This window comes from Oscillibacter sp., from assembly GCF_031978065.1.
Lineage (GTDB): Bacteria > Bacillota > Clostridia > Oscillospirales > Oscillospiraceae > Oscillibacter.
In genome coordinates this window covers 47514-73957 of sequence record NZ_DALZCH010000002.1, presented here as the reverse complement: position 1 = coordinate 73957, position 26444 = coordinate 47514, and the positions used below count along the sequence as shown (strand labels likewise).

Sequence of the window (26444 nt, the reverse complement as noted above, 5' to 3'; positions counted from 1 at the left end):
CCCACGGTGTCTGCGGCAAACTTCACTTCCCTGCCCAAAAGCTCCCCCAGCCGTTTTGCCACGGGGACCAGACTCAGCTCCATTTTCCGCTCTCCCTTGGGCTTTCCCATGTGAGAGCAGGCGATAACCGCCGCGCCGTTTTCAAGCAGATATTGAATGGTGGGCAGCGCCGCCGTAATGCGCTTGTCGCTGGTGATTGCGCCGGTGGCTTTATCCAGCGGCACATTAAAATCGCACCGCAGCAAAACCTTTTTGCCCCTTACATCCACGTCCCTGACGGTTTTCTTATTGTAGTTCATAACGCATCCTCCCTCTCAATGTCACCCGTCCAACCGGCGGGGCACAAAACCTCTCAAATCCGCAGGCGGTGCGGGCCATTCCCCTCAGGCGGGCAAAACGCGGGGCGTCAGCGCGGCTGCGCCATCTCCCCCTCCCCCGCAAGACCGGAAAAGTCGGTTTGGCGCAGCGCTTCATACACGCACACCGCCACGGTATTGCTCAGGTTCAGGCTTCGGGCCTCCTCCCGCATGGGAAGACGGATGCAGCGCTCTCGATGTGCCTTGCGGAAGTCCTCCGGCAGGCCCGCCGTCTCCTTTCCGAAAAACAGCCAGCAGCCGTCTCGAAACTCCGCCTCGGCATAGGAGCGGGGCGCCTTTGTGGTGGTAAGCCAGATATCCCTTGCGTCAGGATTGCGGCAAAAAAAGTCGTCCAGATTTTCGTAGTCAAAAACCTCCACCAGATGCCAATAATCCAGCCCTGCCCGCTTCACGGCCTTGTCCGAGATGTCAAACCCCAGCGGGCGGATCAGGTGGAGGCGCGCGCCGGTTGCGGCGCAAGTGCGGGCCACATTTCCGCAATTCTGCGGAATTTCAGGTTCTACCAGAACCACATTGAGCATCGAATCCCTCCATTTGCATGAACGGGTCAATTGTAATCCATAACCCGCGCAAATTCAACCTCTTTATGGGAAAAAACCGATTTTTTAGAGAAAACAACTGCAATCCCATGAGAAATTCTGCGAAATGCCGAAGTCGCGGTCCGACGCTTTGAAAAACTGTGAAATTTCAACATATTTTTTGCAAAATGGTTGTTTTGCCGAAAGAGAACCAGAATTTTCTGAAACAATTTACCTACAAACACTGGATTTTCCTTAAATCTTTGCTATAATGTCTTTGCAACCAATCCTGCGGCGGAGGCCGCGGTGACCGGCGGGGCGCTTGCGCCGCCGGATTTTTCTCAGGGAGAGGATACCGATGGATCAAAAACGCGCAGTTATTTTCCTCACGGCTTCCCCGGACCCGGAGCAGAGAGAACCGCTGATGCTGAAAGACATTCTGTTTTGCCCCATCCTGTCGTGGGTGGCCCGCAAGCTGGAAGGCGACGGCGTAGAGCGGTTTTTTGTTGTCTGCGGGGCGGAGGATGCCGAAAAAGCCCGGGCCTGCTTCCCGCCGGAGACGGACGTGGAGCTGTCGGACGCACATCCGCCCCTGCTGGACTTTGTGTCCGGCGCAGAGCGGGTGATTGTGGTGCCCCGGCCAGTGATTCCCGCGTCCCGCGCGGGCGAGGGATACGTCTATTCCGCCGAAGGCTCCGCCTTGGCGGAGGGCTGGAAATCCGCCGCCACCATTTTCTTGCAGAATGTGGACGGCGAGAAGGGCTGGATTGCCCTCAACTCTGACGAGGACATTCAAAATGTGGAGCCGCACCTGCGGAACGAGGTCGTAGGGCGGCACCTTGCAGGCGGCGTGCGGATGCTGGATCCCACCGCCGTGTACATCGACCCCCGGGTGGAGATCGGCCGGGGGAGCTTTCTCCTGCCCGGAACCATTTTACGGGGGAACACCGTCATCGGCCGGGACTGCGTGATTGGTCCCAACTCCGTGGTGCGGGAGTGCACTGTGGGGGACGGGACGGAGGTCAACGCCTCTCAGATTTTTGAATCCTCTGTTGGCAGCGGGACCCATGTGGGACCATTTGCCTACGTCCGCCCCGGCTCCGCCATCGGAGACGGTGTGAAGGTGGGCGACTTTGTAGAGGTCAAAAATTCTGTTATCGGCGACGGGACAAAAATTTCCCATCTCACCTACGTGGGCGACAGCGACGTGGGCCAGCGGGTCAACTTCGGCTGCGGCACTGTCACCACTAATTACGACGGGTTCCACAAATACCGCTGCACCATCGGGGACGATTCCTTTATCGGCTGCAACACCAATTTGGTGGCTCCAGTGCGCGTGGGAAAGGGCAGCTACATCGCGGCGGGCGCCACCATCACCAAGGACGTGCCGGACGACGCGCTGGCCGTTGCCCGGGTGCAGCAGGAAAACAAGGACGGCTGGGCCGCCCGGCGGCGGAAAATGCACGGTAAATAAGCGTATAATCGGGTATAATTTTTTACAATATACTTACTACATAAGAAAGAGGGCGTTGTTATGATTTCTCACGGCAAGGACGTCAAGGTATTCTGCGGCAACTCCAATCCCCATCTCGCGGCGGATATCTGCAAATTTATGGGGACCAAACTGGGCGAGTCGGAGGTGGGTACTTTTTCCGACGGCGAGATTTTTGTCTCTCTGTATGAGACGGTCCGGGGCAGTGACGTGTTCGTGGTCCAGTCCACCTCTTCCCCCGTCAACAGCAATCTCATGGAGCTGCTTATTATGATCGACGCGCTCAAGCGCGCCTCCGCCGGACGCATCACCGCCGTGATACCCTATTACGGCTATGCCCGGCAGGACCGCAAGGCCAAGGCCCGGGACCCCATCACCGCGAAGCTGGTGGCCAACATGCTCACCGCCGCAGGCGCAGACCGGGTGCTGACCATGGACCTGCACGCCTCCCAGATTCAGGGCTTTTTCGATATTCCCGTGGACAATCTGGCGGGCAACCCCATTTTCGTGGATTACTATGCCAAGAAATTTGGCGCAAACTGCGAGAACATGATGGTGGTGTCTCCCGACGTTGGCAGCGTGGCCCGGGCCCGTGCCTTTGCCCAGAAGCTGCATATGAATCTGGCGATTGTGGATAAGCGCCGCCAGAAGGCCAATAGCTGCGAGGTAATGAATGTCATCGGCGACGTTCGGGGCATGGACTGCATCATTTACGACGATATGGTGGATACCGGCGGATCCCTGTGCAACGCCGCCCAGGCGTTGATCGACGCAGGCGGCGCGAAGAGCGTGTGCGCCTGCGCCACCCACGGCGTTCTCTCCGGCCCCGCCATTGAGCGCATCAATAACAGCGTCATCTCCGAGGTGGCCCTGCTGGATACCATCGCTCCCATCGACGCGGGCAAGTCCGACCGGATCAGGTATCTCCCCGTGGCGCCTCTGTTTGCCGAGGCCATCGAGCGCATCTATCAGGAAGTTTCCATCTCCAAGCTGTTCCGCTGAGGAGAGTCCCGGCGAAACTGAATCCACAGGGCGGGGAGAGGTTCTTCCCGCCTTGTGTATATTGAAGCTACCCGAAGCACCCTTTCTCTTTCCATTTTTAGGGTGGCGGACTTACGGAAAGAAGCACGCCGAATCCCGGCGGCCCGCTTTGGTGAGCGGGGAAAAACAGACGGATGGCCCCAAGCGGGGATAAATTCTAATGCAAAGGGAAATAAAGCCATGTTGTTTGGAAACAAGTCCTCCGGGGCGGAGTGGATTTTGGCCGGTCTTGGAAATCCCGGCGAAAAATACGCCAAGACCCGGCACAATATGGGCTTTCTCACCGTGGACCTGCTGGCAGAAAAGCAGGGGATCAAGCTGAATAAGGTGAAGTTTAAGTCCGCATACAATATTCTGCACTTTGGCGGGGCGCGGGTTTTGGTGATGAAGCCCCAGACCTTTATGAACCTCTCCGGCGAAGCCGTGGGCGAGGCCGCCCGGTTCTATAAAATCCCCCCCGAGCGGGTGCTAGTGATTTACGACGATGTATCCCTGCCCGTTGGAAAACTGCGGGTGCGTCCCTCCGGCTCTGCCGGCGGACACAACGGCATCAAGAGCATCATCGCTCACCTTGGCACCGATCAGTTCCCCCGTGTAAAAATCGGCGTGGGCGACCCCGGCGGGGCCGCCGGGGAGCGGGACATGATCGACTGGGTGATCGGTGTTCCCTCTCAGGCGGAGCGGAAAGCCCTGCTGGAAGTATTCGACCAGGCTGTCGGCGCGGTGGAGTGCATCATCGGGCAGGGAGACTGCCAAAAGGCCATGAATCTCTATAACTGAAAGCCGGAGCGTCAAGCCCGGGCTTGCGCCGCAGGCGCGTTAAAAAGGAACGTGTATGGAACAACTCCTGAAAAAACTGAATGAGCTTCCGGAGCTGCGGGAGGCCGTGTCCAGCCTTGAAAGCGGCAGAAGCCCCTTGGCCGTCTCTGGCCTTCAAAACGCGCACCGCGCCCTTGTGGGCGCGGCGATTGCCGCGCCTATGGACCTCCCCGCCGTCTTTTTGTGCGGCGACGAGCAGGAGGTCCGTCGGCTGGCGGGGGATTTGCGCGCCATAACGGGAGCGGAGCCGGTGATTCTGCTTGGCCGGGAGTGGCAGTTCCGGGCGGGGGCGGTGGCTTCCCGCGCGTGGGAGCAAAACCGGCTTGCCGCGCTGTACGCCCTGACTCGCGGGCACGTTTCCGTCTGCATTGCCACGGTGGACGCGCTGATGGCCCGGACCCAGCCAAAAAAGCTGCTGTCCTCCGCCACGCGGACCCTGAAGGTGGGCGGACGGCTGGATTTAAACAAACTTTCCGAGGAGTTGACCGCCGCAGGCTACGCTCGCTGTGAGCAGGTGGAGGGCGTGGGACAGTTCGCCGTCCGGGGTGGGATTCTGGATGTGTTTTCCCCCCTGATGGATCAGCCGGTGCGCTGCGAGCTGTTCGACGACGAGATTGACTCCATGGGCCTGTTTGACCCCGCAAGTCAGCGCCGGGTGAAAAATGTGAAGTCCGCCCTGCTGCTTCCCGCCGCCGAGGTACTGCCCCATCAGGCAAACGGCGGAATCGAAGGGCTTGCCGCATCTCTTGAAAAAGAGGCAGAAAAGCTGGAGAAAAAGGACCCGTCTTCCCCCGCCGCGTCGTCTTTGCGGGCGGATGCGGCCCGTCTGCGGGACGGGGCTTCTTTAAGCGGCGCGGACCGGTATCTTGCCGCCGTGTACCCCGAGCCTGCCTGGGGGCTGGACTACCTTCCTCCGGACTCGTTGATCTTTTTCAGCGAGACGGCCCGGGTGGAGGAGCGGGTGAAGGGCTTTGTTCTGCAAGCGAAGCAGGATACGGAGGCCCTGATGGAAGCGGGGGTTTTGGCGGGGGCGTTCTCCCGTCTCACCATGACCGCCGAGGAGCTGTTTTCCCGTCTGGCGGATTTCCCTTGTGTGATGGAGACGGCGCTGCCCACCTCCCGCTATCCCATTCCCCCCAAGGTGCTGATCAACCTCACCACAAAGCAGCTTCCCTCCTATGGCGGAAGCCTTGAAACCGCAGCGGAGGACTTGAATCACTACCGGGCGGCACAGTACGGCGTTTTGATTCTCTGCGGCGGCGAAGCCCGGGCAAAGAATTTACTGCGGCTGCTGGAGGATCGAAACATTCCCGCCACGCTGGACCTGCGCAATACCGCCATGCCGGCCCCGGGCGAAGTGCGGCTGACCGCCGGAACGCTGAACGCGGGCAGCGAGTGGCCCCAGCTTCGCCTTGCGGTGCTAACAGAGGGTCAGCTCGCCCCCGCCGCCCAGAAGCGGCGGAAGCTGAAGCAGGATTCCGGACGACAGAAGCTTCAGTCCTTTACCGATCTTTCCCCCGGTGATCTGGTGGTCCACACCCAGCACGGCGTGGGCCGGTTCTCGGGCATCCGGAGGATGCCGGTGGACGGCGTGGAAAAGGACTATATCAAAATTGACTACGCCGCCGGAGACTGCCTGTACGTGCCGGTGACGGCGCTGGATCAGGTGAGCAAGTACATCGGCGGCGGCGAGGACGACGGACACGCCCGGCTGAACAAGCTGGGCGGAACGGAGTGGGCCCGGTCCAAATCCAAGGCCAAAGCGGCGGCGAAGGACCTTGCCAAGGGCCTTATCGCCCTGTATGCCGCGCGGCAAAAACAGCCCGGCTTTGCCTTTTCGCCCGATTCCCCGTGGCAGCAGGAATTTGAGGACGCATTTCCCTATCCGGAAACGGACGACCAGCTCCGGGCCATCGAGGAGATTAAGGAAGACATGGAGCGGCCCCGGCCCATGGAGCGGCTGCTGTGCGGCGATGTGGGCTATGGCAAGACAGAGGTGGCTTTGCGGGGCGTGATGAAATGCGTGCTGGATGGAAAGCAGGCGGCGATTCTGGTGCCCACCACCATTCTGGCCCAGCAGCACTACGCCACCGCCATGAGCCGCTTTGCGGGCTTTCCCGTCAGCGTGGAGGTCTTGTCCCGGTTCACCTCCCCCAAGGAGCAAAAGCGCATTCTAGAGGCCGCCCGCACCGGCGGCGTGGACGTTTTGATTGGCACCCACAAGCTACTGCAAAAGTCCATGCAGTTTAAAAATCTCGGGCTTCTGGTCATTGACGAGGAGCAGCGCTTCGGCGTGACCCATAAGGAGCGGCTGCGGGAGCTTGCCCAGCAGGTGGACACCCTCACCCTCTCCGCCACCCCCATTCCCCGGACGCTGAACATGGCCCTGTCGGGCCTGCGGGATATGAGCACCATTGAGGAGCCGCCCGCCGACCGCCAGCCGGTGCAGACCTACGTGCTGGAGCACGACTGGCAAATCGTGACGGACGCCATCCATCGGGAGCTGAGCCGGGGCGGGCAGGTCTATTACCTCCACAACCGGGTGGACTCCATTTCCACCACCGCCGGGCGGCTGCAAAAGCTTTTGGGGCCGGAGGTCCGCATTGCGGTGGGCCACGGAAAAATGTCCGAGCGGGAGCTGTCCGACGTGATGCGCCAGATGGTGGACGGCGAAGCGGACATGCTGGTGTGCACCACCATCATCGAAACAGGCATTGATATCTCAAATGTGAATACACTGGTGATTGAGGACGCGGACCGGATGGGACTTTCCCAGCTCCACCAGCTTCGCGGACGCATCGGCCGCAGCACCCGGCGAGCCTATGCATACCTCACCTACCGCCAGGGCAAAATTTTGCAGGAGACGGCGGAAAAGCGCCTTGGCGCCATTCGGGAATACGTGGAGTTCGGCTCCGGGTTTAAAATCGCCATGCGGGATTTGGAAATCCGGGGCGCGGGCAACCTGCTGGGGCCGGAGCAGTCCGGGTACATGATGAGCGTTGGCTACGACATGTATCTCAAGCTTTTGGAGGAGGCGGTGCTGGAGGAGCAGGGCGTGCAGCCTGTCCGCGCGGCGGAATGCTCCGCCGATTTGACGGTAAACGCCCACCTGCCGGAACGGTATGTCCCCTCGGCGGAGCAGCGGATGGATTTGTACCGCCGCATCGCCGCAATCCGCACGCCGGAGGATTCCGGCGAACTCTTGGACGAACTGATGGACCGCTACGGCGACCCGCCAAAGCCCGTGCTGGCGCTGCTGGACGTGGCGCTGCTGCGAGCAGCGGCGCAGTCCGCCGGAGTCACGGATTTGAGCCAGAAGGGCGAGCGGCTGCGGCTGGAGCTGGGGGTATTCCATCCGGAGGCACTGGCGGCGGTATGTGCCCGGCCAAAGTACCGGCGGCTTTTAACCTTAAGCGCCGGGGACATCCCCATGCTGACCCTGCAATTGCGCCCAGGCGCGGACGGGCTGGAAACAGCGTCCGCGCTGGTGGATGACCTGCGCCTGGCGGCGGAGGATACGAAAGAAAAGGAGAACGGCCATGTCTGAGGAAAAGGACCAGAAGGATCTGCCTGAAAAGGCGCAAAAGCCCGAAACGTCGGAAAAGCCCGCAATGGCAGACAAACCCGAAAAGGCAAAAAAGCGGGTGAAGCCCGTCAACGAGCGCGGCAGAACCGCCCTCGGCAGATTTCTGCGCAGCTACGGATACCTGTTCGTCACAGTGATTGTGATGCTGGCGCTGTTCCGGGGGATTTTTCTTTTGGGCTTTGTCACCAGCGGGTCCATGGAAACAACCCTGCCCACTCACTCCGTGTTTCTGAGCTGGCATCTGAACTACGCCGTGGGGGACCCAGTGCCGGAGCGAGGGGACATTGTTCTCTTCGACAGCGACGAGCTGGGCCAGACGCTGGTAAAGCGGGTGGTGGGCCTGCCGGGGGAAACCGTCTCTTTCCGTGACGGCTATGTACTGATTGACGGCACGGAGCTGGAGGAGCGCTATCTTCCCGTGCAGGGAATCACCTATCCCCGCGGGGAAACCGACAGCTTCACCGTGCCGGAGGGGTGCGTTTTCCTGCTGGGCGACCACCGGGACGACTCTCTGGACAGCCGCTTCTGGCAGGACCCCTTTGTTCCCGCATCCAATATTCGCGCCCGGGCGCTGGCCGTCGTCTCCCTGTGGCCGGGCAATACGTGGCTCGGCGTACGCCGGGTGGGCTAAGTGCGCCCGCCTGCTCCGCCGAGAGGAAGGAGCAGGCATATGAAACGGGCGTTTGCGGCCCTGCTTGCGGTGATGACACTGCTGAGCGGCTGCGGCAAAAAGGCGGAGGAACCGGCGGGCCTTTATTATGAGGCGTCGGGCATTGCGCCAGAGGCAGTGCTTTTGACCGTGGACGGCCGGGAGGTCCCGGCGGCGCGGTATTTCTACTGGCTGACCGCCGACTGCGACTATCTGGCGGAGCAGGCGGGCGGCGAGCCGGACTGGGCCGCCGACGCGGGCGGGCAGACCTTGGACGACTATGTGAAGCGGCAGGCACTGGAGGCCACAGTGTTTTACGACACAGTGGAGGCTTTGGCACAGACCGAGGGCTGCGTGCTGACGGCGGAAAATCTTGCCGCCATGGATTCGGACTGGGCCGCTCAGGCCGCGGAATACGGCGGTGAGGACGCGTATCTGGATATTCTGACGCAAATGGGCCTTGACCGGGCGGGCGCGCAGCTTCTGACCGCCGACTATTATCTCTATGAGCAGCTCCGGGCCTTGTCTCTGGCGGGAGGAAGCGAGCTGTCCCCCGCCGACGGAGTCGTCAGCGACTTCGCCGCGTCCGCCGGGGCTTACTCTGCCGACGTGCTGGTATTTCCCAACGCGGATTTGGCGGCCGCCGCCCTGTCCGACTTAGAACAGGACCCCGACAAGGACCCGGCGACGCTAAAGGACGGGGTATACACCACCGTCACCGCCGCCACGGGCGACGGGACGCTGCCCTCGACAGCCGAGCAGGCGCTGAAGGGGCTGGAGCAGGGCCGGTGGAGCAACCCTGTGGAAACGGAGGGCGGCGTATATCTGCTGCGGCTCTTGCCCACGGATATGGACGCGGCGGCGGGTCTTTGGTTTGATTCTCATATTCAGTCTCTGGCGGCGGGGGCGCAGGTGGTTCCGGCGAAAGAATATGGGGACTTTACCGCCGCCTCGTTTTATAAGAGCCTTAGCGCGGCAAGGGCCGCGAAGCGCTGAACATTGCCTTTTTCAGCGAAAAACCCAGAATGTTTTTTTGAAATCTCTTCCATTTTCGTCAAGGTGACGAAAATGGAAGAGATTTTGTCAAAAGTTTAACAAATATTTTGAAAGTGCCTCTTTTACCATTGACGGACAGGCAAATCTTCTCTATAATAAAGTCAACAGCAGTTAGGAGCGGGCTCTTCGGAAGGGTCCTGACGGAGATGTCAGGGCTATCCGGCGCGCCCCTCCGCCGCCGCGTTTCAGGAGTATTTTCCCACGGTCCGAAGCGGCTTTTGCCGCGCAAAGAATTTATTTGAAAAATGGAGGAACATCATGAAAGAACTTTATGTCGTGAATTGCTGCCGTACAGCCATCGGTTCTTTTGGCGGAGCCTTGAAGGGCGTTCCCGCCGCCGACCTTGGAGCCATCGTGGTTAAGGAAGCCCTAAACCGCGCAGGCGTAAAGCCCGAGCAGGTGGATGAGGTCATGTTCGGCTGCATCCTCACCGCAGGTCTGGGCCAGAACGTGGCCCGGCAGGTGGCCGTCAAGTCCGGGATTCCCTATGCCGTTCCCGCCTACACGGTGGGCATGGTCTGCGGCTCCGGTATGAAGTCTGTCATCGAGGGTGCACGCTCCATTCTGGCCGGAGACTCCGACGTGGTGGTCTGCGGCGGCACGGAGAACATGTCCGCTGCTCCCTACGTGGCTCCCGATGCCCGCTGGGGCGCCCGCATGGGCGACAAGAAGCTGGTGGACTCCATGATCAAGGACGGCCTGTGGGACGCATACAACAACTACCACATGGGCACCACCGCTGAGAACATCTGCGACGTGTGGGGCATTACCCGCAAGGAGCAGGACGAGTTTTCCGTCTCCTCCCAGCAGAAGTGCGAAGCCGCTCAGGACGCCGGCAAGTTCGACGACGAGATTGTCGCCGTCCCCGTGAAGGTCAAGAAGGACTTTGTGGACTTCAAGAAGGACGAATTCCCCCGCGCCGGCACCACCATGGAGGGCGTGGCGAAGATGAAGGGCTCGTTCCCCGTGGGTCCCGAGTCCCCCAATCCTCAGGTGGTACATACCTTTGAGCTGACCGGCGCGCAGGAAACCGACGACAAGGGCACTCCCCGTGTCACCGCCGCTTCTGCCTCCGGCATCAACGACGGCGCGGCCGCCATTGTGCTGGCCTCCGGCGAGGCTGTGGAGAAGTACGGCCTGAAGCCCATGGCCAAGCTCATTGGCTGGGGTCAGGGCGGCGTGGATCCCAAGATCATGGGCGTGGGCCCCGTCCCCGCTTCCCGTCAGGCCATGGAAAAGGCTGGCGTTTCCATCGAGGATATTGATCTGGTTGAGGCCAATGAGGCTTTCGCGGCTCAGTCCATCGCCGTGGCTCGCGAGCTGAAGTTTGACATGAGCAAGGTCAACGTCAACGGCGGCGCTATCTCTCTGGGCCACCCCGTGGGCGCTTCCGGCGCGCGGATTATCGTCACTCTGCTCCACGAGATGAAGAAGCGGGACGACGCCAAGAAGGGTCTTGCCACCCTGTGCATCGGCGGCGGCATGGGCGTTGCCACCATCTTCGAGAAGTGCTGATTTTTTAACCTAACGCGTTTACATCAAGCAGGGCTGCGGCGTATCGCCGCAGCCCTGCTCTTTTTGCGTCTGCCTTTCCAGCTTTGCCGCCATGAACTATTCTCACTTGGCGGTAAGTCCCGTGGGTGCTTTAGGCAAGACTTCCGTAAGCGGACGCGGGGATGCCTGCGGAAATTGAGCCTAATGGAAAAGTTGGACCACGGCAAGCGCCGTCCGCATGTTGTCGGGGCGGTAGCCATCGTCGCGTCACTCCGCAAAAATCTCTGACAGAAGCGCCATGGCCTGCGGCAGATGGTCTCGCTCCAGCCCCGCGTAATTTACAACCAGCGTGTGGTCAAATTCCGCCTTTCGCCGCTGGCTGTATTCCGATAAAAAGCCCAGCCGTACACCCATCGCCCGCGCCCTTGCGTCCAGTTCTTGGTCGCTCCGGTTTGTATCCAGCCGCAGCAGAAAGTGAAGCCCGGCCCCCTGCTCCGCAATGTGGACCCGACCAGCAAAGGAGCTGCGGCGAAAAGCCTCCAGCACGGCGGCGCGGCGGGAGCGGTACTCCGTCCGCATCCGGGCGAGGTGCCGTTCGTAGTACCCCTGCTCCAAAAACCGGGCCAGCACAAACTGCTCTGTCGCCGGGACCGTGCAGGCGTAAAACCCCAGCTTTTGGCGGTACTGCTCCAAAAGTCTTGGCGGCAGCACCGCAAACCCCATCCGCATGGATGGGGCGATGGTCTGGGAAAAAGTGTTCAGATACGCCACCCGTCCCCCACCGTCAATGCTTTGCAGGGGCGGAATGGGTCGCCCGGTAAAGCGCAGCTCGCTGTCATAGTCGTCCTCAATAATTACGCCGTCCCGCTCCTCTGCCCAGCGCAGCAGTTCCTGCCGCCGCCGGATGGGCGTCACCAACCCGGTAGGGTACTGGTGCGCTGGGGAGAGATGTGCCGCCCGTGCGCCGGAGGCCCACAGGGCGGCGGGGGCCATTCCCTCTCCGTCCAGCGGCAAAGGGACACAACGCACGCCGCTGTTTTCATATACCTGCCGGATTTTTTGATAGCCTGGGTCTTCCACCGCCAGCACCGCGTCCCGGCCCAGAAGCTGGGCCAGCAGGATGTAAAGATACTCCGCTCCCGCGCCCACTACGATCTGCTCCGGCGCGGCATGCAGGCCCCGATAGTCCCGCAAGTCTGCGCAGATGGCCCTCCGCAGGGCCAGAAGCCCCTGATTGGGCAGAGGCGAGAGAATAGCCGCCCCTTCCTCCGCCAGCACCTGACGCGTCAATCGCGCCCACGCCGCCAGCGGAAACCGAGCAGCGTCTACTCGGTTTGTTTTAAGGTCCAGCTTCCATTCCGGCTCCGGCGACGTGTCCGCTCTAGGAACATCCTCTGTGGTCGGCTGCGCCGGAAGCGTGCCCCGCACGGTACTCCGCGCTACCTGTACCACAAAAAAACCGCTGCGCGGTCGGGCGCAGACATAGCCCTCCGCTTCGAGCTGCTGGTACGCCCCCTCCACCGTGATAATCGACACTCCCAGATGTGCCGCCAGCGCCCGCTTGGAGGGAAGCTTCTCCCCCACAGCCAGCGCACCCGAAAGGATGTCCTCCCGAATGCGGCGGTAAAGATATTCATACAGCGTCAGGCCGCCCCGGGCCTCCATCGAATAGGTCAGCATTGACTTTCCCTCCATCTGAACTTATCGAAATTTTAAAATGTGGGTATTTTAATCATACCATATACCAGCTATAATCAGCTCAATTGATACCGGAGGGAGTCAGAGAATATGGAAAATGGGTTTGGAACGGAGCATTTTTCCGCAGCGGACAGACGTGTCCACAGCATTGTCACCGCCGCACTTTTGGCCGCGCTGGCCTGTGCCGCCACCATGGTCATTCGCATCCCCTCTCCCACGGGGGGCTATCTGAATCTGGGCGACACGGTGGTTCTGCTGGGGGCCTTTTTGCTGGGTCCATGGGCAGGCGCGCTGGCAGGAGGAATTGGCTCCGCCATGGCCGACGCGCTGTCTGGCTACATGGTCTACGTTCCCGCCACGCTGGTAATCAAATCCGTGGTGGCTCTGACCTCCGGGTTTTTGTATCGCTTTTTGCGAAACCGCACCGGAGGCATGATTTTCGCTGCCCTCGGGGGAGAGATTCCCATGGTGGCGGGCTACTGGCTGTTCGACGCGCTGCTGCTGCAAAGTTGGGTCGGCGCCGTCGCAGGAATCCCCGGCAATCTGGTGCAGGCGGGCTTTGGCGTGGCAGTCTCCGTCTTTCTGGCAGCCGCACTGAGGAAGAGCGGCTTTGTGCGAAGCAGGTTTCCAAATCTCTAAGCACCACCCCGGTTCAACCGTGGGCGCGGCAAAAGGGCGGCATCCGATATCAAACACAAGCAGTAAACATCAAAACAGGCGCGGAACGGATATATCTGTTCCGCGCCTTTACTTTGGAGGCAGTATACAGTGTGATTCTCTTAATACTTCTATTTTTTGTTCATATTATTAGACGAATCCTCTTGCACCTTTCAGTTTCGTGTGATATCTTATTATCTAGCTAAAGTATTAGTGCGTTACTGTTTTTTTGTTTCAATACATTTTAACCACACTATTCTTGCGGGGAGGAAATTGATCATGGTGCAGCCATCGGAAATTCAGGCGGCGGTCCGCGCAGACGCGGAGGACGCACGGCAGCTTGTCAGGCAGCTTTTTAACTACGCGGAGCTTCCCTATCATGAGGTGCAGTCCAGCGCAGCAATGGCGAAGCTGCTGGAGCGGGCAGGCTTTGAAGTGGAGTATCCCTTTTTTCAAGAGAAACTGGGATATGGCACGGCCTATCGCGCCACGCTGAAAAACGGCGAGGGGCCAAAGGTGGCTTTTCTGGCGGAGTATGACGCTTTACCAGTCATCGGCCACGGCTGCGGCCATAATCTCCATGGTCCCCTTTCCGTGCTGGCGGGTCTTGCCATGATGCGGCTGAAGGATCGTTTTTCTGGCACGGTGCAGGTTATCGGCACCCCGGCAGAGGAGGAAAATGGGGCAAAAATTCCTATGGCGACGGATGGAGTGTTCGACGATCTGGACCTGGCGGTGATGATGCATAGCTTTAGCGGCGGCGCATCCTACCCGGACATGGACGTTTTAAGCCTACGATGCTACGTGGCGGAGTTTTACGGACGGGAGGCCCACGCGGTCGCCGGTCCCTGGGCAGGCGCCAGCGCTCTGGCAGCGGCACGGAAGTTTTTGGATTTGGTGGACGCCCGGCGGGAGAGCTTTACCCGGGACGTGCGGTTCAACGCCGTTTTGCTGGAAGGGGGCAGCTTTCCCAACACCATCCCCGGCTACGCGAAAATCCGGCTGGAGTTCCGCACAGACTCCCGGGGCAAGCTGGCGGAGATGGATCGCATTGTCCGCCGCTGCGCCGAGGGCGCGGCCATGGCTATGGACTGCACCGTCACCTTCACTCCCGGCCTGCTGGACTTTGACGACATGGTGCGGGTGAACGCTCTTGAAGCAGAGACGGCCCGTCTGCTTGCGGAGAACGGGGAAACCGTGGGAGAGATTCTCCCCCCCTCCGGTTCGTCGGACCTTGGCAACGTCAGCTACCACTGTCCCTCTATCCAGCCCCTCATTTCCATTACCGACGAGCCCCTTGCCCTCCATACGGAGAAGATGCGGGACGCAACGCTTCTGCCCGCCGCCCACCGGGCCATGGAACGGGGAGCCTGCACACTGGCGGGGCTTGCCCTGCGGGTCTTAAACGACGAAGCATTCCGCGCCGCCGTGCGCAGCGACTTTCAGCAGGCGCTGAAGGAAAAGGGCTGAAAATGATTTAGGAGAAGGAGAATTGATTTATGGGAGAGACACTGGTAAAAAAGAAGCGGCGGCTGGAAATGCCCCACATTTACGTACTGCTGATGAGCATCATTGCCATCTGCACAATTCTTACATGGATCCTTCCCGCCGGGGAATTTCAGCGGGACGGCAAGCTGATCCTCGCCGGAACCTATCACGCGGTGGAAAGCTCCCCCGTGGGGCTGTTTCAAATGCTGCGCTGCGTGTACAACGGCTTTATCGACGCGGGCGGTGTTCTGTTTTTTGTGTTTATCGCCTATGCCTCCATCGGTTTGATTATTTCCACTGGCGCGTTCAACGGACTGGTGGCGGGACTGCTGCGGATTCTGAAAGGTAAGCTACGCGCGCTGATTATCCCCATTTTTATCACCCTGATCGGCTTTGCCTCCTCCACCATCGGTGTGTTCGAGGAGATGTTCCCCTTCATCCCCATTTTCGTCGGCATTGCTTTGGCTATGGGATACGACGCCATCGTGGGTCTTGCCATTGTGGCTCTTGGCACGGGGCTGGGCTATTCCGGCGCGTTTATGAATCCCTTTACCGTGGGCATGGCCCAAAGCATCGCGGGCTTGCAGGTGATGTCCGGCTGTGGCTTCCGTATTTTCTGCCACCTTTCCATGATCGTGGTTGCCTCGGTCTACACGGTGCGCTATGCGATGAAGATTCAGGCAGACCCCACCAAAAGCCTGATGTACGGTGTATCCGGCGGCATTCAGGCAGATAAGAACATAGAGACCCACGCTTTCGGCCTGCGGGAAAAGCTGGTGCTGCTGGTGCTGCTTGGGGGCATCGTGGTCATTGTCATCGGAACCAAGGACTACGGCTGGTATTTTGAAGAGCTGGCCGCCGTGTTTTTGCTGATGGGCCTCATCAGCGCCGCCATTATGGGATGGTCCCCCAACAAAATTGCCGACCTGATTGCCAAGAGCTTTACGGACATTGCCATGGCCTGCATGATGATCGGTCTTGCCCGGGGCATTCTGATGGTCCTTCAGGCGGGCAACATTATCGACACCGTGGTCTACGGAATGTCCATCCCCCTGTCCTACCTGCCCCGGTGGCTGGCCGGAGAAGCCATGCTGCTGGTCCAGACGCTTTTGAACTTTGTGATTCCCTCCGGCTCCGGTCAGGCGGTGGTCAGCATGCCTATCATGGCCCCCCTGTCCGACCTTCTGAATATCCCCCGGCAGGTGGCGGTGCTGGCCTTCCAGTTTGGCGACGGCTTGTCCAACATTCTCTGGCCCACTGCTTCTGCCCCCATCGTATGCGGCATCGCAGGCGTAAAGGTGGAAAAATGGTGGAAATGGTTTGTCCCCTTGTTCGGGCTGCTCCTGCTGACCCAAATGGCACTGGTGGCCATTGCCCTTGCGATCAACTTTTCCTGAGGGCGCGACGATCACTTAGCTTCTCCCCAGAGTCTGCCTTTTGGCGGACTCTGGGGAGTTTATTTATTTTATGTGGTATCCTTCGCTCCCTGAGGAAGGACCTTTACATCCTGAACATCAATATCGGTATATACAACACTGTCAAAATGATATTGGTCGCCCAGTAAATTCCCCCGCACCTGCGAGTCAAAATTCATATGGATTTCTACGGGCACCCACAACTGCGAATTTGCATCCCGAAAGGTTGCGCGGACAATCCCGTTTCGTCTGACTTTTTCAAAAAGTCCCGGCGGAACATAGCTGGCGGACGCAGGGAGAAACGTATCGTCCTGGAACAGCATTGCTCTGGGCGCACCTTCATAATTCACAATTTGAAGCAGGTTGTCTTCAATCTCTGAGGTCACGGGAAAGATTGATCTTCCGTAGTATTCGTTTGTGATACCGTCATAAATGTCTATACGCGGTGCTGCGACCCTGTCAAACACGGGCATACACTCCTTTCATAACCCAGTGTATTCAATAAGTACCCGTTTGATATCCTCTGCAAGAAACAGAAGTTGCCCGGGGGAAGCTCCCGGGCGGTCGATTTTTTACTTCATGTTTTTGTTTACCTTTAAAGCCGCTATTTTCGCGCCGCTGTATGCGCGCAGGCAGGATAACACGGCAGGGTATGTTTCACTTGACAGGCTCCAAAATTTTGTGCCATAATTGTAGTTAGTTACTACTAATTAATGCAGTGATGGGAGGAATGATAGTGGATGCGGTATTGTTCAAGGCGAAAGTCAAGGCGGGAAAGGAAGCCGTTGCCTGCGAATGGATTGATTTTTTAACAGCCAACAAGGAGAAGGGCGAGGAAACCCTTAAAAACGAGCGAGAGCACCTTGAGGTCTACTTTATGAGCAAAGAGGGCGGTATCAGCTATATTTACATGTTTGTTCTTGCCGATGATCTTCAATATGCGAATCAGGTCGCGGCACAAAGCGGCAATCCGTTGGATAAGAAGCACTTTGAATATATGGCCGAGTGCATCGACGTGGAAAGCGTTGTTCAAATTGCACCAGAGCTGCTTCTGGGTGATCTGTCCGTCTTTGGGGAAAGCTGATACGCCCTGACTAAAATTTGGGTGTGCCGGGGCGCGGCTTGCGCAGGCCCGCAAGGTTTGCCCTCAGGTCAAGCATTGCTCCTGAAAAGCTTTTACAGGCTGCCTCGCTTTTTGCACTTTTCCAAGTATTCGTTCCCCGTGGTGATCAATGATTTTCACATATGTTCTTCAAAATATGCATCCGGTTTATCCACGGAACAGTTGAACATCGTCTTATGATGATGTATGATAGTAAAAAGATTTGAGACATATAAAAAGGGGGAATCACCATGCCGTGGACGCCGAATCTCTCCGTTGGGGTCAGGGAAATTGACGATCAGCACAAGCTTCTGTTTGAAAAAGCCGAGCAGCTTTTTGAAGCGGGAAAACGAAATCAGGCCAAAGAATACATAGGCGAGCTGCTGGAATTTCTGGATAGCTACACCAAAAAACATTTTGCCGATGAAGAGAGCTATATGCAGCGCATTCACTATCCGGGTTATGCGGAGCAAAAGGCCGCACACACCGCCTTCATCGCCCAACTGCAAAAGCTGCGCAGCGATTACGCCGCCTCCGGTGGCAATATCTTGGTGATTATCAGCGCCAACCAAATCGTGGTGGACTGGCTGACAAAGCACATCTCCAACATGGACAAAAAGATTGGCGAATTTGCAAAAACGCAGGGAAAATAAAATGTTAAACATCTGCCGTGCCGGAATTTGACCGGCACGGCAGATGTTTTATCTCTGTGCAAAGCAACATATCCTCCACAAAAGCGACAAGACAGCAGGCCCTTTGGCCTGCTGTCTTGTATAAGGGATTCGCCCACACCGCCCCGTGGGAAAATGAAAGAGAAGGTAAGCATGGCGGGGCAAAGGCGGATTGGCAAACCCAGGGGGATTACGCTTCGTTATAACTCTTTTCCAGACGGACATAGGTTCGGTAGCGGTCGTCCGCCTCTTGCTGCGCTTGGGCAAAGAGCATCTCGGCAGCTTCGGGATACTTCACCTTCAGCCCGGAATAGCGAACCTCCCCGTTCAGGAATTCACTGACAGGCACGGAGGGCTTTTTATAATCCAGAGAGAAGGGCTTCTCCTTGCTGTGGGAATCGTAGCGATACAGGGGCCACAGACCGCAGTCCACTGCCTTCTTCATCTCGGCCTGCACATTGTTCATGCCAGCCTTGATGCCGTGGTTGATACAGGGGGCATAGGCGATGACAATGGAGGGTCCCTTGTGGCTGACGGCCTCGTTGACGGCCTTCATAAGTTGGCCGGGATTGGCGCCCATGGCCACAGAGGCCACATATACGTCGGGATAGGTCATCATAAGACGGCCCAAATCCTTTTTTGCAGTTCTCTTTCCGCCGTCGGCAAACTTGGCGGAGGCGCCCACGGGCGTGGCCTTGGAGGACTGTCCGCCGGTGTTGGAATACACCTCGGTGTCCACCACGAACACGTTGATGTCCTCGCCGGAGGCCATCACATGGTCCAGACCGCCGAAGCCGATGTCATAGGCCCAGCCATCGCCGCCGAAGAGCCAGACCGTTTTCTTGCCCAACTGGTCGCGGTGGAGCAAAATCTCCTCAGCCAGAGTCTTGGCTTCGCCGGAAAGCTCCGCACGCTCCAGCGCCGCAGCCAGTGCCCGGGCGTCGGCGCCGTTGGTGTCCAGATCCTCAAAGGAGGCAAGCCATGCTTTGCAGGCGGTTTCCAGCTCCGAGCCAGACACAAGGGGAATCAGCGCTTCCACCTGTTGGCGGACATTGGCCCGGCGCTGCTTCACAGCCAGCACCATACCAAGGCCGTTCTCCGCCTGATCCTCAAACAGCGTCCCGTAGAACGCGGGGCCGCGCCCCTCTTTATTGACGGTATAGGGCAGAGACGGGAACGCGCCCGCCCACGCCAGAGAGCAGCCAACGCCGTTGACCCAATAGGTCTTATCGCCGTAGAGCTGGGTGAGAAGCTTCGCATAGGGCGTTTCGCCGCAGCCCGCGCATGCCCCAGAGAACTCCACCAAGGGCTGGGAAAACTGGCTGCCCTTCAGGGTCTTGCGGTTAAACACGCCGGGCTTGTCAGTCAGCGTCAGGGCGTAGTTCCAGTTGGTTTCATCATACATGCTGTCGTCCACGGGCTTCATGGTCAGGGCCTTGTCCTTGGCCAGACACGAGGCTGCGCAGCTTCCGCAGCCGGTGCAGTCCAGCGTGCTGACCTGCAAGCGATATTTCAGCCCCGCAGCACCCTTGGCGTCCACCATTTCAAACCCGGCGGGAGCCGCCTTTGCCTCTTCCTCGTCCACCAGATAGGCCCGGATGGACGCGTGGGGGCAGACAAAGGTGCACTGGTTGCACTGCAAGCATTTGTTCGGGTCCCAAGACGGCACGGCGGAAGCAATGCCCCGCTTGTCGTATTTGGAGGTGCCCAGAGGATACGTGCCGTCCTGATAGGGCAGCAAGGCGGACACCGGTAGGTCGTCACCTCTCTGGCGGTTGCAGGGGATGACAATGTTCTTTACCACCACAGGCAGGTTTTCATCCACTGTGCGGTCATCCTTCGCCTGCGCCCACGCGGCGGGAACGCTTACCTTCACAGGACTGTTGATTCCCGCATCCACGGCGGCCAGGTTCATGTTCACGACCTTCTCGCCTTTTTTGGCATAGGTCTTCTGGGCGGCTTCCTTCATATAGCGGATGGCGTCATCCACGGGCATGACACGGGCAAGCTTAAAGAACGCAGACTGCAAAATTAGGTTGGCGTGGTTTCCAAGGCCCAGCTCCCGGGCAATCTTATTGGCGTCCACAATGTAAAACTGCACATTGTGGTTTGCAATATAGTTCTTCACGTCGCCGGGCAGCTTTTCGCCCAGCTCTTCCTCTGTCCATGCGGTGTTCAAAAGGAAGGTTCCTCCGTCCTTCACCTCATGGATCATGTCATAGCTATTGATATAGGACTGGGAGTGGCAAGCCAAAAAGTCCGCCGCCTTAATCAAATAGGTGGAACGGATGGGGTCTTTGGAAAAGCGCAGGTGGCTCTTGGTGATGCCGTAGGATTTTTTGGAGTCGTACTCGAAATACGCCTGTGTATACATCCCCGCGTGGTCGCCGATAATCTTGGCGGAGTTCTTGTTTGCGCCCACGGTACCGTCGGAGCCAAGGCCCCAGAACTTGCAGGAAACCGTGTCGGCGGACTCGGTGATGAGCGGCTCGTGAACCTCCAGAGACAGGTTTGTCACATCGTCGTTCACGCCGATGGTGAACAGGCGCTTGGGCGCGGCCGCGTTCATGTTGTCAAACACAGCCTTCATCTGGGCGGGGGTCACGTCCTTGGACGCAAGGCCATAGCGGCCGCCGAAAATCTCCGGTGCATCGCCGTCGTTGACATAGCTGGCGCACACGTCCAGATATACCGCCCCGGCAATGGCGCCCGGCTCCTTAGACCGATCCATGGCGGTGATTTTCTTCACCGTTTTGGGCAGGGCGTTCAAGAAATACTGCATATCGAAGGGGCGGAACAGGTGAATCTGAAGAAGGCCCACCTTTTCTCCGGTTTCGCACAGATGGTCCACAACCTCCTTGGCACATTCGCAGGCGGAGCCCATCATGACCATCACGCGCTCGGCGTCGGGCGCACCGTAGTAGTTAAAGATATGGTAATCCCGGCCTGTGATCTTGTTGATCTCCTGCATATAGCCCTCCACCACGGAGGGAATCTCGTCATACGTCCCGTTGTTGGCCTCCTGAGACTGGAAATACACGTCAGGACCCTGCACGGTGGTGCGCTGAACGGGATGCTCGGGGTTCATGGCGATGCGGTGGAACTCCTCCAGCGCATCCTTGTCGAGCAAGGCGGAAACCCGATCCAGATCAATCATCTCAATCTTCTGAATCTCGTGGCTGGTGCGGAAGCCGTCATGGAAGTGAATAAAGGGAACCCGGGTCTTCACGGTGGTCAGATGGGCGATGGCCGCAAGGTCCATCACCTCCTGCACGCTGGACGAGGACAGCATGGTCACACCGGTGGCCCGGCAGGTCATCACGTCCTGATGGTCGCCGAAAATATTGTTGGCGTGCTGGGCAACAGAGCGGGCCGCCACGTGAAACACGGCGGGCATCCGGTGTCCGGCCATGATATACAGGTTGGGAATCATCAAAAGCAAGCCCTGAGACGAGGTGAAGGTGGTGGCTAAAGCACCCGCTTCGGCCACACCGTGCAGCGCGCCGGCGGCGCCACCCTCAGACTGCATCTCCACCAGCGTCACACGCTGGCCAAACATATTCTTGCGTCCGGCGGCAGACCATTCGTCCACCTTTTCGGACATGGGAGAGGACGGTGTAATCGGAAATATCCCGGCCACATCCGTAAAGTGGTAAGCAACAGTGGCGCAGGCCTCGTTGCCGTCCATAGTTTTCATGATTTTTTTCTCAGACATCTATATTCCTCCTGGCATATCGTCTCCAGCGCAGAAAATTCCGCGCTGGAAACAGAGATATTACATCTTAATAATCGCGCCCTGATCCGCGGAAGTAGCCGCCTTGGCATACAGACGCAGGTAGCCGTTGGGAATGTGCTTTTCAGGCAGCTTCCAGCTCTTGTAGCGCTTGGCAATCTCCTCGTCGGATACATGAAGCTCCAGCTTGCCCGCGTCCACGTCAATCAGGATTTCGTCGCCGTCCTGAACGATAGCCAGGGGGCCGCCCTCCGCAGCTTCGGGAGAAATATGACCCACGAAGCAGCCGTTGTTGGTGCCGGAAAAGCGCCCGTCGGTGATCAGGGCGGCGGATTTGCTCAGGCCCACGCCGTACATATACTTCATGGCCTTGAACATCTCCCGCATGCCCGGTCCGCCCTTGGGACCCTCATAGCGGATAACCACCACATCGCCGGCCTGAACCTTGCCGCCCAGAATGGCCTCCTCGGCCTCCTCTTCGCTGTTATAGCACTTGGCCTTGCCTACGAAGCGGTGCATGGAGGGATCGATGGCGCCGGGCTTAGTCACGGCGGTGTTGGGGCAGAGGTTGCCATGAAGCACCGCCACGCCGCCGGTTTTGGAGAAGGGCTCCTCCACGGTTTTGATAATCGTGGAGTCCTCGGGATACTCATAGACGTATTCCGCCAGATTCTCCTTCAGGGTCTTTCCGGTGACCGTCATAACGGAGGTATCCAGAATGTCGCCCAGACGCTGAGAGACTCTGGGGATTCCGCCAGCCCGGAAGAAGGCTTCCATCTCCGGCTTGGCGGCGGGGTTGACCTTGGCAATCTGGGGAGTGGTTTTGCTCAGCTCCTCAAACTCTTCCACCACGTTCATGTCCAGCTCCGCCTCGTTGGCGATGGCGGACAGATGCAGCACGGCGTTGGTGGAGCCACAGGTAGCCATGGTCATCTTGATGCCGTTGCGGATCGCTTCGCGGGTCAGGATCTGGCGGGCGGTGATGCCCTTTTTGCACAGGTCCACAATGGTCCGACCCGCTTCAAAAGAGCTGCGCAGACGGGCGGCATAGGCGGCGGGAATCAGGGCGCTGCCGGGCAGGGACATGCCCAGCGCCTCGGACACGCAGCACATGGTGTTGGCTGTGCCGTAGAAAGAGCAGGAACCGCAGCCGGGACAGGCGGTATTCTCCAGCGCGGCATACTCGCCCTCGGAAAGCTTGTCGGCCTTCACCATTCCCAACGCCTCGGAAATGGAGGTCAGGTCGGATTTGCGGCCGTCAAACTCAATGCCGCCCAGCATGGGGCCGCCCACGCAGACGATGCAAGGGATGTCCAGCCGGGCCGCGGCCATCAGCATGGCAGGTACGATTTTGTCGCAGGAGGCCAGCAGCACCAGCCCGTCCAGCCGGTGGGCCTGAGCCATAATCTCCACGGAGTTGCAGATAATCTCCCGGGAGGGCAGAATATAGTGCATCCCCTCGTGACCCTGCGCCACGCCGTCACAGGCGGCGATGGTGCCAAATTCCACGGGCGTGCCCCCGCCTGCGTAAATGCCGTTCTTGGCGTATTCCGCAACCTTGTCCAAATTGTAGTGGCCGGGCACCACAGTGTTCCATGTGTTGGCGATTCCGATGAGAGGCTTCCCTTCCTTCAGCTCGCTGTCCGTATACCCCATGGATTTAAACAGGGACCGCGCAAAGGCGCTGTCCTCCTCACCTAAAATTGTTTTACTGCGAAATTCCATAAAAATTTTCCTCCTTAACCTTTCGCGGCTTGGGTTTGTCTAACATCTGTTTTCAGAAGCAACAGTTTGCGTTTTTTCGCTCGACATTCTACACTGTCGTTTATTTTCCTCTGAAATATTATATTATCTTAGCTTTTGTCTGTCAATATCGTACGAAGTTTATTCATTCAAAATATTTTTAGAATTTTTTACGCTTTATTGACAGGAAGAATCCTGTATCTTATAATATGAGCAACAGTATTCTGCAATACAGAACATATAGAAGAGGTTGACTATGGCAACTACAAAGAACATTCAATCGGTGGAACGTGCTTTCTCCATTCTGGAGTTATTTCAGAAGACCGGGTGTTCGGAGCACAGCGTAAAGGAAATTTCCAATGCGCTGGAGCTCAACAAAAGCACAACCTTCGGTCTGATCAATACGCTGACTAATCTGGGATATCTTCAGCAAAACCCCGAGAATCAGAAATACGTGCTCGGTCTGAAGTTGTTGAGCTTTTCCAACACGGTCAAGGTTCAGAATATCATCATCCGCTCCGTCCATGCATACTTGGAGCAGATCAATCTCAAGTACGGCGAAACCGTACACTGTGCGATAGAGCAAAACGACGGTGTGATTTACGTAGATAAGGTAGAGGCCACCGGCTCTATTTTTATCAGCACCCAGATCGGCACCCATAATGACCTGCACTGCACAGGCGTGGGGAAGTGCATCCTTGCCTACATGGATCCCGCCATGCAGGAACGGATTTTCTCCAGAAGCCTGAAAACCATGACGTATAACACCATCACAAACTCCGAGCAGCTTCGGGAGGAAATTCTCAAGGTCCGGGCGCAGGGCTATGCCGAGGATAACGAAGAAATTGCCATCGGGCTGTCCTGCGTTGCCATCCCGGTATTTTCCGCTTTGGGAGTCGTGGCCTGCGCCATTAGTGTGTCTGGTATGACTTCCCGCATCCGTATGGCCTGCGACAACGGGCTGGTGAATGAGCTGAAACGAACCGGCGCAGCGATTTCTAAAAAAGTGTTTGGGTATGTGCTGGAACTGTCGGGGGCAGAAAATCCAGGCTGAAGCCGCATCAAGCTTCCGGGAGACTTTGGGAAAAATTTGCCCGAAACGTTTGCCCGGTCATAGAGGTTTAAGCAAAAAACGCCGCTGTTCGCGGCGTTTTTTGCTGTTTCCGCGGAAATGAGCATGTACAGACCGGGTGGTTATGCTATTCACCTAAATCGCCGTGTGCTCTTTTCAAAAAGCAATTAAAGTTTTGCCGCCTGTAAATACGTTTTTTTAGTAGCAGGTCACGCCGCCGTCGATGGGCAGATTGACGCCGTTGAGAAAAGATGCCTCTTCGCTTGCCAGATACAGCACCGCGTTGGCCACGTCCTCCGCGGTGGTCAGCCGTCCGAGAGGGATTTCATCAATCCGGGCCTGCTTTTTTACCGGGTCTGCCATCAGGGTCGCCACAAAGGGCGTGTCGATGGTGGCGGGATGAATTGAATTACAACGGATGTTGTCCTTTGCGTAGCGGGCGGCCACGGATTTTGTCAGCAGCGTCACGGCGCCCTTGGTGGCAGTATAGGCCTCGGGGGTATTCATGTGACCGATCAGGCCGCAGATAGAATTTGTGTTGAGGATGACGCCGCCCCCTTGCCGCCGCATAACGGGAATGGCATACTTGGTGGCAAGAAAAACGCTGCCGGTATTTACTTCCATCATCTGCATCCATTCATCTTTGGTCATTTCCTCAATGGTCTTGCGGATATTGATACCGGCGTTGTTTACAATCACATCCAGCCGCCCGCTCTGTTCTACAATCCGTTCTGTCACTGCCTTCCAAGCCTCTTCACTGGCCACATCCATTCCGACGCCGTGGACGCGGCAGCCAGCGTTTGTCAGCTCCTTTGCCAGAGCTTCCGCCCGGTCTGCCGCCAAATCCAGCACCCAGACCTCCGCGCCGTTTTCGGCCAGGAGTTTTGTCTGCGTGGTGCCGATTGCGCCTGCGCCGCCTGTAACGGCAATTACCTTGTCTTTCACATTCATATTCAGGTTTTCCTTTCCTGTCCCCGGGCTTAAGCTCGGGTTTCCTTATCCTGCCAAGCCTTCATAGGATTCTGAACGCCCATTTTTCCGCCGCTGATCTCGATGCTGGTTCCAGTGATATAGCGGGCGTAGTCGGAAGACAGAAATGCCATGGCCCACGCTACGTCAATTGCTTCGCCAAAGGTTCGCAGCGCAATGGGGGCGCGAAGCTGTTCTCCCCGCTCCTCAATGAGAGCGTGGTTCATGTCCGTATTGATCAGGCCCGGAATATACCCGTTTACCCGAATGGCGTAGGGGGCCAGCTCGGCGGCCAGCGTTTTGACCATGGAGCTGATTGCGGACTTGGTGGCAGCATACACGCCGCTGCCGACAGAGGGAAACAGGGAGGCAAAGGAAGAGGCCAGCAGCATTACGCCCCCCCTGTCCTTCATAAAGCGATACCCAATGCGGGCGCCCAGATAGACAGACTTCAGATTAGTATCCACCGTCCGGTCCCACATCTCTTCGGTCGTGTCGATAATACTGTATTGAGGATAGACACCGGCGTTGCTGACCCAGACGTCAATGGGGCCCAACTCGGCCTCTGTGTGCGCGGCAAAGCCCTCCAGAGAAGCGGCGTTGGAAACGTCGCAGGTTTCACCAAAGGCGGAGATGCCCTTGGAACGAAGGCTCTCCAGTGCCGCCTCCAGCTTTTTGGGATTTGTACCGCAGACGGCCACCTTAGCCCCAAGCGTGCCCACAAGCTCCGCGTAGGACTGGCCGATGCCTCCGGTGCCGCCGGTGACGAGAATCACCTTGTTGTCAAAGCGAATGTTCATGATCGTGTCCTTTCTGTTTTTTTCAGGCTATGCGGACACTCCGCGAAAGCCGTCTTTTGAACAC

At 58.1% G+C, this 26444-nt stretch carries 21 protein-coding genes; 13 read left to right on the top strand and 8 right to left on the bottom strand.

What is annotated here, in order from left to right; all coding sequences use genetic code 11:
• A partial coding sequence (gene pgk / locus RTK01_RS00730; protein WP_312279125.1) for a phosphoglycerate kinase occupies positions 1-299 on the bottom strand: 299 nt, incomplete at its 3' end.
• A 107-nt stretch (positions 300-406) separates the two neighbouring features.
• A complete protein-coding gene (locus RTK01_RS00725; protein ID WP_312279124.1) occupies positions 407-898 on the bottom strand; it encodes a tRNA (cytidine(34)-2'-O)-methyltransferase in 492 nt (163 codons plus the stop codon).
• Positions 899-1253: 355 nt separating this feature from the next.
• On the opposite strand from RTK01_RS00725, the gene RTK01_RS00720 reads away from it, so the two are divergent.
• The 7 genes from RTK01_RS00720 (at position 1254) to RTK01_RS00690 (ending at position 11053) form a co-directional block, all read left to right on the top strand.
• The gene (locus tag RTK01_RS00720; protein ID WP_312279123.1) at positions 1254-2369 is read left to right on the top strand and encodes a DapH/DapD/GlmU-related protein; all 1116 of its coding nucleotides are present in this window, start codon (positions 1254-1256) and stop codon (positions 2367-2369) included.
• 60 nt (positions 2370-2429) lie between these two features.
• A complete protein-coding gene (locus tag RTK01_RS00715; RefSeq protein ID WP_312279122.1) occupies positions 2430-3389 on the top strand; it encodes a ribose-phosphate pyrophosphokinase in 960 nt (319 codons plus the stop codon).
• A 219-nt stretch (positions 3390-3608) separates the two neighbouring features.
• A complete protein-coding gene (gene pth, locus RTK01_RS00710) occupies positions 3609-4208 on the top strand; it encodes an aminoacyl-tRNA hydrolase (RefSeq protein WP_312279121.1) in 600 nt (199 codons plus the stop codon).
• 55 nt (positions 4209-4263) lie between these two features.
• Entirely contained in the window at positions 4264-7794 is a 3531-nt protein-coding gene (mfd, locus tag RTK01_RS00705) for a transcription-repair coupling factor (protein WP_312279120.1), read from the top strand.
• The gene (gene lepB / locus RTK01_RS00700; protein WP_312279119.1) at positions 7787-8464 is read left to right on the top strand and encodes a signal peptidase I; all 678 of its coding nucleotides are present in this window, start codon (positions 7787-7789) and stop codon (positions 8462-8464) included. The genes mfd and lepB overlap by 8 nt, the downstream gene beginning before the upstream one ends.
• 39 nt (positions 8465-8503) lie before the next feature.
• Positions 8504-9478 (top strand): peptidylprolyl isomerase, encoded by a 975-nt coding sequence (locus tag RTK01_RS00695; RefSeq protein ID WP_312279118.1) that lies wholly within the window; start codon positions 8504-8506, stop codon positions 9476-9478.
• Positions 9479-9796: 318 nt separating this feature from the next.
• Complete coding sequence (locus RTK01_RS00690; RefSeq protein ID WP_312279117.1) at positions 9797-11053, top strand: acetyl-CoA C-acetyltransferase; 1257 nt, start codon at positions 9797-9799, stop codon at positions 11051-11053.
• Positions 11054-11299: 246 nt separating this feature from the next.
• On the opposite strand, the gene RTK01_RS00685 is transcribed toward RTK01_RS00690, so the two are convergent.
• Positions 11300-12712, bottom strand: coding sequence for a PLP-dependent aminotransferase family protein (locus RTK01_RS00685; protein WP_312279116.1), 1413 nt, complete (start codon positions 12710-12712; stop codon positions 11300-11302).
• Positions 12713-12820: 108 nt separating this feature from the next.
• On the opposite strand from RTK01_RS00685, the gene RTK01_RS00680 reads away from it, so the two are divergent.
• The 3 genes from RTK01_RS00680 to RTK01_RS00670 all read left to right on the top strand — a co-directional run bounded on the left by RTK01_RS00680 (position 12821) and on the right by RTK01_RS00670 (position 16272).
• On the top strand, positions 12821-13369 hold the full coding sequence (locus RTK01_RS00680) for an ECF transporter S component (protein WP_312279115.1): 549 nt from the start codon (positions 12821-12823) through the stop codon (positions 13367-13369).
• A 297-nt stretch (positions 13370-13666) separates the two neighbouring features.
• Positions 13667-14857, top strand: a complete 1191-nt coding sequence (locus tag RTK01_RS00675) for an amidohydrolase (RefSeq protein WP_312279114.1) — start codon at positions 13667-13669, stop codon at positions 14855-14857.
• Positions 14858-14886: 29 nt separating this feature from the next.
• Positions 14887-16272 carry a TIGR00366 family protein gene (locus tag RTK01_RS00670; protein WP_312279113.1) on the top strand — a complete coding sequence of 462 codons (1386 nt, stop codon included), beginning with the start codon at positions 14887-14889 and terminating at the stop codon, positions 16270-16272.
• 68 nt (positions 16273-16340) lie between these two features.
• Here RTK01_RS00670 and RTK01_RS00665 read toward each other — a convergent pair whose 3' ends face one another.
• Positions 16341-16757, bottom strand: a complete 417-nt coding sequence (locus tag RTK01_RS00665) for a hypothetical protein (RefSeq protein WP_312279112.1) — start codon at positions 16755-16757, stop codon at positions 16341-16343.
• Positions 16758-17026: 269 nt separating this feature from the next.
• Between RTK01_RS00665 and RTK01_RS00660 the strand changes: the two genes are divergently transcribed.
• The gene (locus tag RTK01_RS00660; protein WP_312279111.1) at positions 17027-17374 is read left to right on the top strand and encodes a DUF6176 family protein; all 348 of its coding nucleotides are present in this window, start codon (positions 17027-17029) and stop codon (positions 17372-17374) included.
• Positions 17375-17643: 269 nt separating this feature from the next.
• The gene (locus RTK01_RS00655) at positions 17644-18045 is read left to right on the top strand and encodes a bacteriohemerythrin (RefSeq protein ID WP_312279110.1); all 402 of its coding nucleotides are present in this window, start codon (positions 17644-17646) and stop codon (positions 18043-18045) included.
• A gap of 208 nt (positions 18046-18253) precedes the next feature.
• Here the strand turns inward: RTK01_RS00655 and nifJ are convergent, their stop codons facing one another.
• Together nifJ and ilvD are read right to left on the bottom strand one after the other, a co-directional pair.
• On the bottom strand, positions 18254-21778 hold the full coding sequence (nifJ, locus tag RTK01_RS00650) for a pyruvate:ferredoxin (flavodoxin) oxidoreductase (RefSeq protein WP_312279109.1): 3525 nt from the start codon (positions 21776-21778) through the stop codon (positions 18254-18256).
• A 60-nt stretch (positions 21779-21838) separates the two neighbouring features.
• Positions 21839-23521: a dihydroxy-acid dehydratase gene (ilvD, locus tag RTK01_RS00645; RefSeq protein ID WP_312279108.1), complete on the bottom strand. Its 1683-nt coding sequence runs from the start codon at positions 23519-23521 to the stop codon at positions 21839-21841.
• A gap of 274 nt (positions 23522-23795) precedes the next feature.
• On the opposite strand from ilvD, the gene RTK01_RS00640 reads away from it, so the two are divergent.
• Positions 23796-24593 carry an IclR family transcriptional regulator gene (locus tag RTK01_RS00640; protein ID WP_312279107.1) on the top strand — a complete coding sequence of 266 codons (798 nt, stop codon included), beginning with the start codon at positions 23796-23798 and terminating at the stop codon, positions 24591-24593.
• 216 nt (positions 24594-24809) lie between these two features.
• Here the strand turns inward: RTK01_RS00640 and RTK01_RS00635 are convergent, their stop codons facing one another.
• Complete coding sequence (locus RTK01_RS00635) at positions 24810-25562, bottom strand: glucose 1-dehydrogenase (protein WP_312279106.1); 753 nt, start codon at positions 25560-25562, stop codon at positions 24810-24812.
• A gap of 29 nt (positions 25563-25591) precedes the next feature.
• The gene (locus tag RTK01_RS00630; protein ID WP_312279105.1) at positions 25592-26380 is read right to left on the bottom strand and encodes an SDR family NAD(P)-dependent oxidoreductase; all 789 of its coding nucleotides are present in this window, start codon (positions 26378-26380) and stop codon (positions 25592-25594) included.
• Between the last annotated feature and the right edge of the window lie 64 nt (positions 26381-26444).

Excerpts from the sequence above, each read along its gene's own strand:
- RTK01_RS00725 (WP_312279124.1), bottom strand. The coding sequence starts at position 898 with ATGCTCAATGTGGTTCTGGTAGAACCTGAAATTCCGCAGAATTGCGGA.
- RTK01_RS00720 (WP_312279123.1), top strand. The coding sequence starts at position 1,254 with ATGGATCAAAAACGCGCAGTTATTTTCCTCACGGCTTCCCCGGACCCG.
- RTK01_RS00715 (WP_312279122.1), top strand. The coding sequence starts at position 2,430 with ATGATTTCTCACGGCAAGGACGTCAAGGTATTCTGCGGCAACTCCAAT.
- pth (WP_312279121.1), top strand. The coding sequence starts at position 3,609 with ATGTTGTTTGGAAACAAGTCCTCCGGGGCGGAGTGGATTTTGGCCGGT.
- mfd (WP_312279120.1), top strand. The coding sequence starts at position 4,264 with ATGGAACAACTCCTGAAAAAACTGAATGAGCTTCCGGAGCTGCGGGAG.
- lepB (WP_312279119.1), top strand. The coding sequence starts at position 7,787 with ATGTCTGAGGAAAAGGACCAGAAGGATCTGCCTGAAAAGGCGCAAAAG.
- RTK01_RS00695 (WP_312279118.1), top strand. The coding sequence starts at position 8,504 with ATGAAACGGGCGTTTGCGGCCCTGCTTGCGGTGATGACACTGCTGAGC.
- RTK01_RS00690 (WP_312279117.1), top strand. The coding sequence starts at position 9,797 with ATGAAAGAACTTTATGTCGTGAATTGCTGCCGTACAGCCATCGGTTCT.
- RTK01_RS00685 (WP_312279116.1), bottom strand. The coding sequence starts at position 12,712 with ATGCTGACCTATTCGATGGAGGCCCGGGGCGGCCTGACGCTGTATGAA.
- RTK01_RS00680 (WP_312279115.1), top strand. The coding sequence starts at position 12,821 with ATGGAAAATGGGTTTGGAACGGAGCATTTTTCCGCAGCGGACAGACGT.
- RTK01_RS00675 (WP_312279114.1), top strand. The coding sequence starts at position 13,667 with ATGGTGCAGCCATCGGAAATTCAGGCGGCGGTCCGCGCAGACGCGGAG.
- RTK01_RS00670 (WP_312279113.1), top strand. The coding sequence starts at position 14,887 with ATGGGAGAGACACTGGTAAAAAAGAAGCGGCGGCTGGAAATGCCCCAC.
- RTK01_RS00655 (WP_312279110.1), top strand. The coding sequence starts at position 17,644 with ATGCCGTGGACGCCGAATCTCTCCGTTGGGGTCAGGGAAATTGACGAT.
- nifJ (WP_312279109.1), bottom strand. The coding sequence starts at position 21,778 with ATGTCTGAGAAAAAAATCATGAAAACTATGGACGGCAACGAGGCCTGC.
- ilvD (WP_312279108.1), bottom strand. The coding sequence starts at position 23,521 with ATGGAATTTCGCAGTAAAACAATTTTAGGTGAGGAGGACAGCGCCTTT.
- RTK01_RS00640 (WP_312279107.1), top strand. The coding sequence starts at position 23,796 with ATGGCAACTACAAAGAACATTCAATCGGTGGAACGTGCTTTCTCCATT.
- RTK01_RS00635 (WP_312279106.1), bottom strand. The coding sequence starts at position 25,562 with ATGAATGTGAAAGACAAGGTAATTGCCGTTACAGGCGGCGCAGGCGCA.
- RTK01_RS00630 (WP_312279105.1), bottom strand. The coding sequence starts at position 26,380 with ATGAACATTCGCTTTGACAACAAGGTGATTCTCGTCACCGGCGGCACC.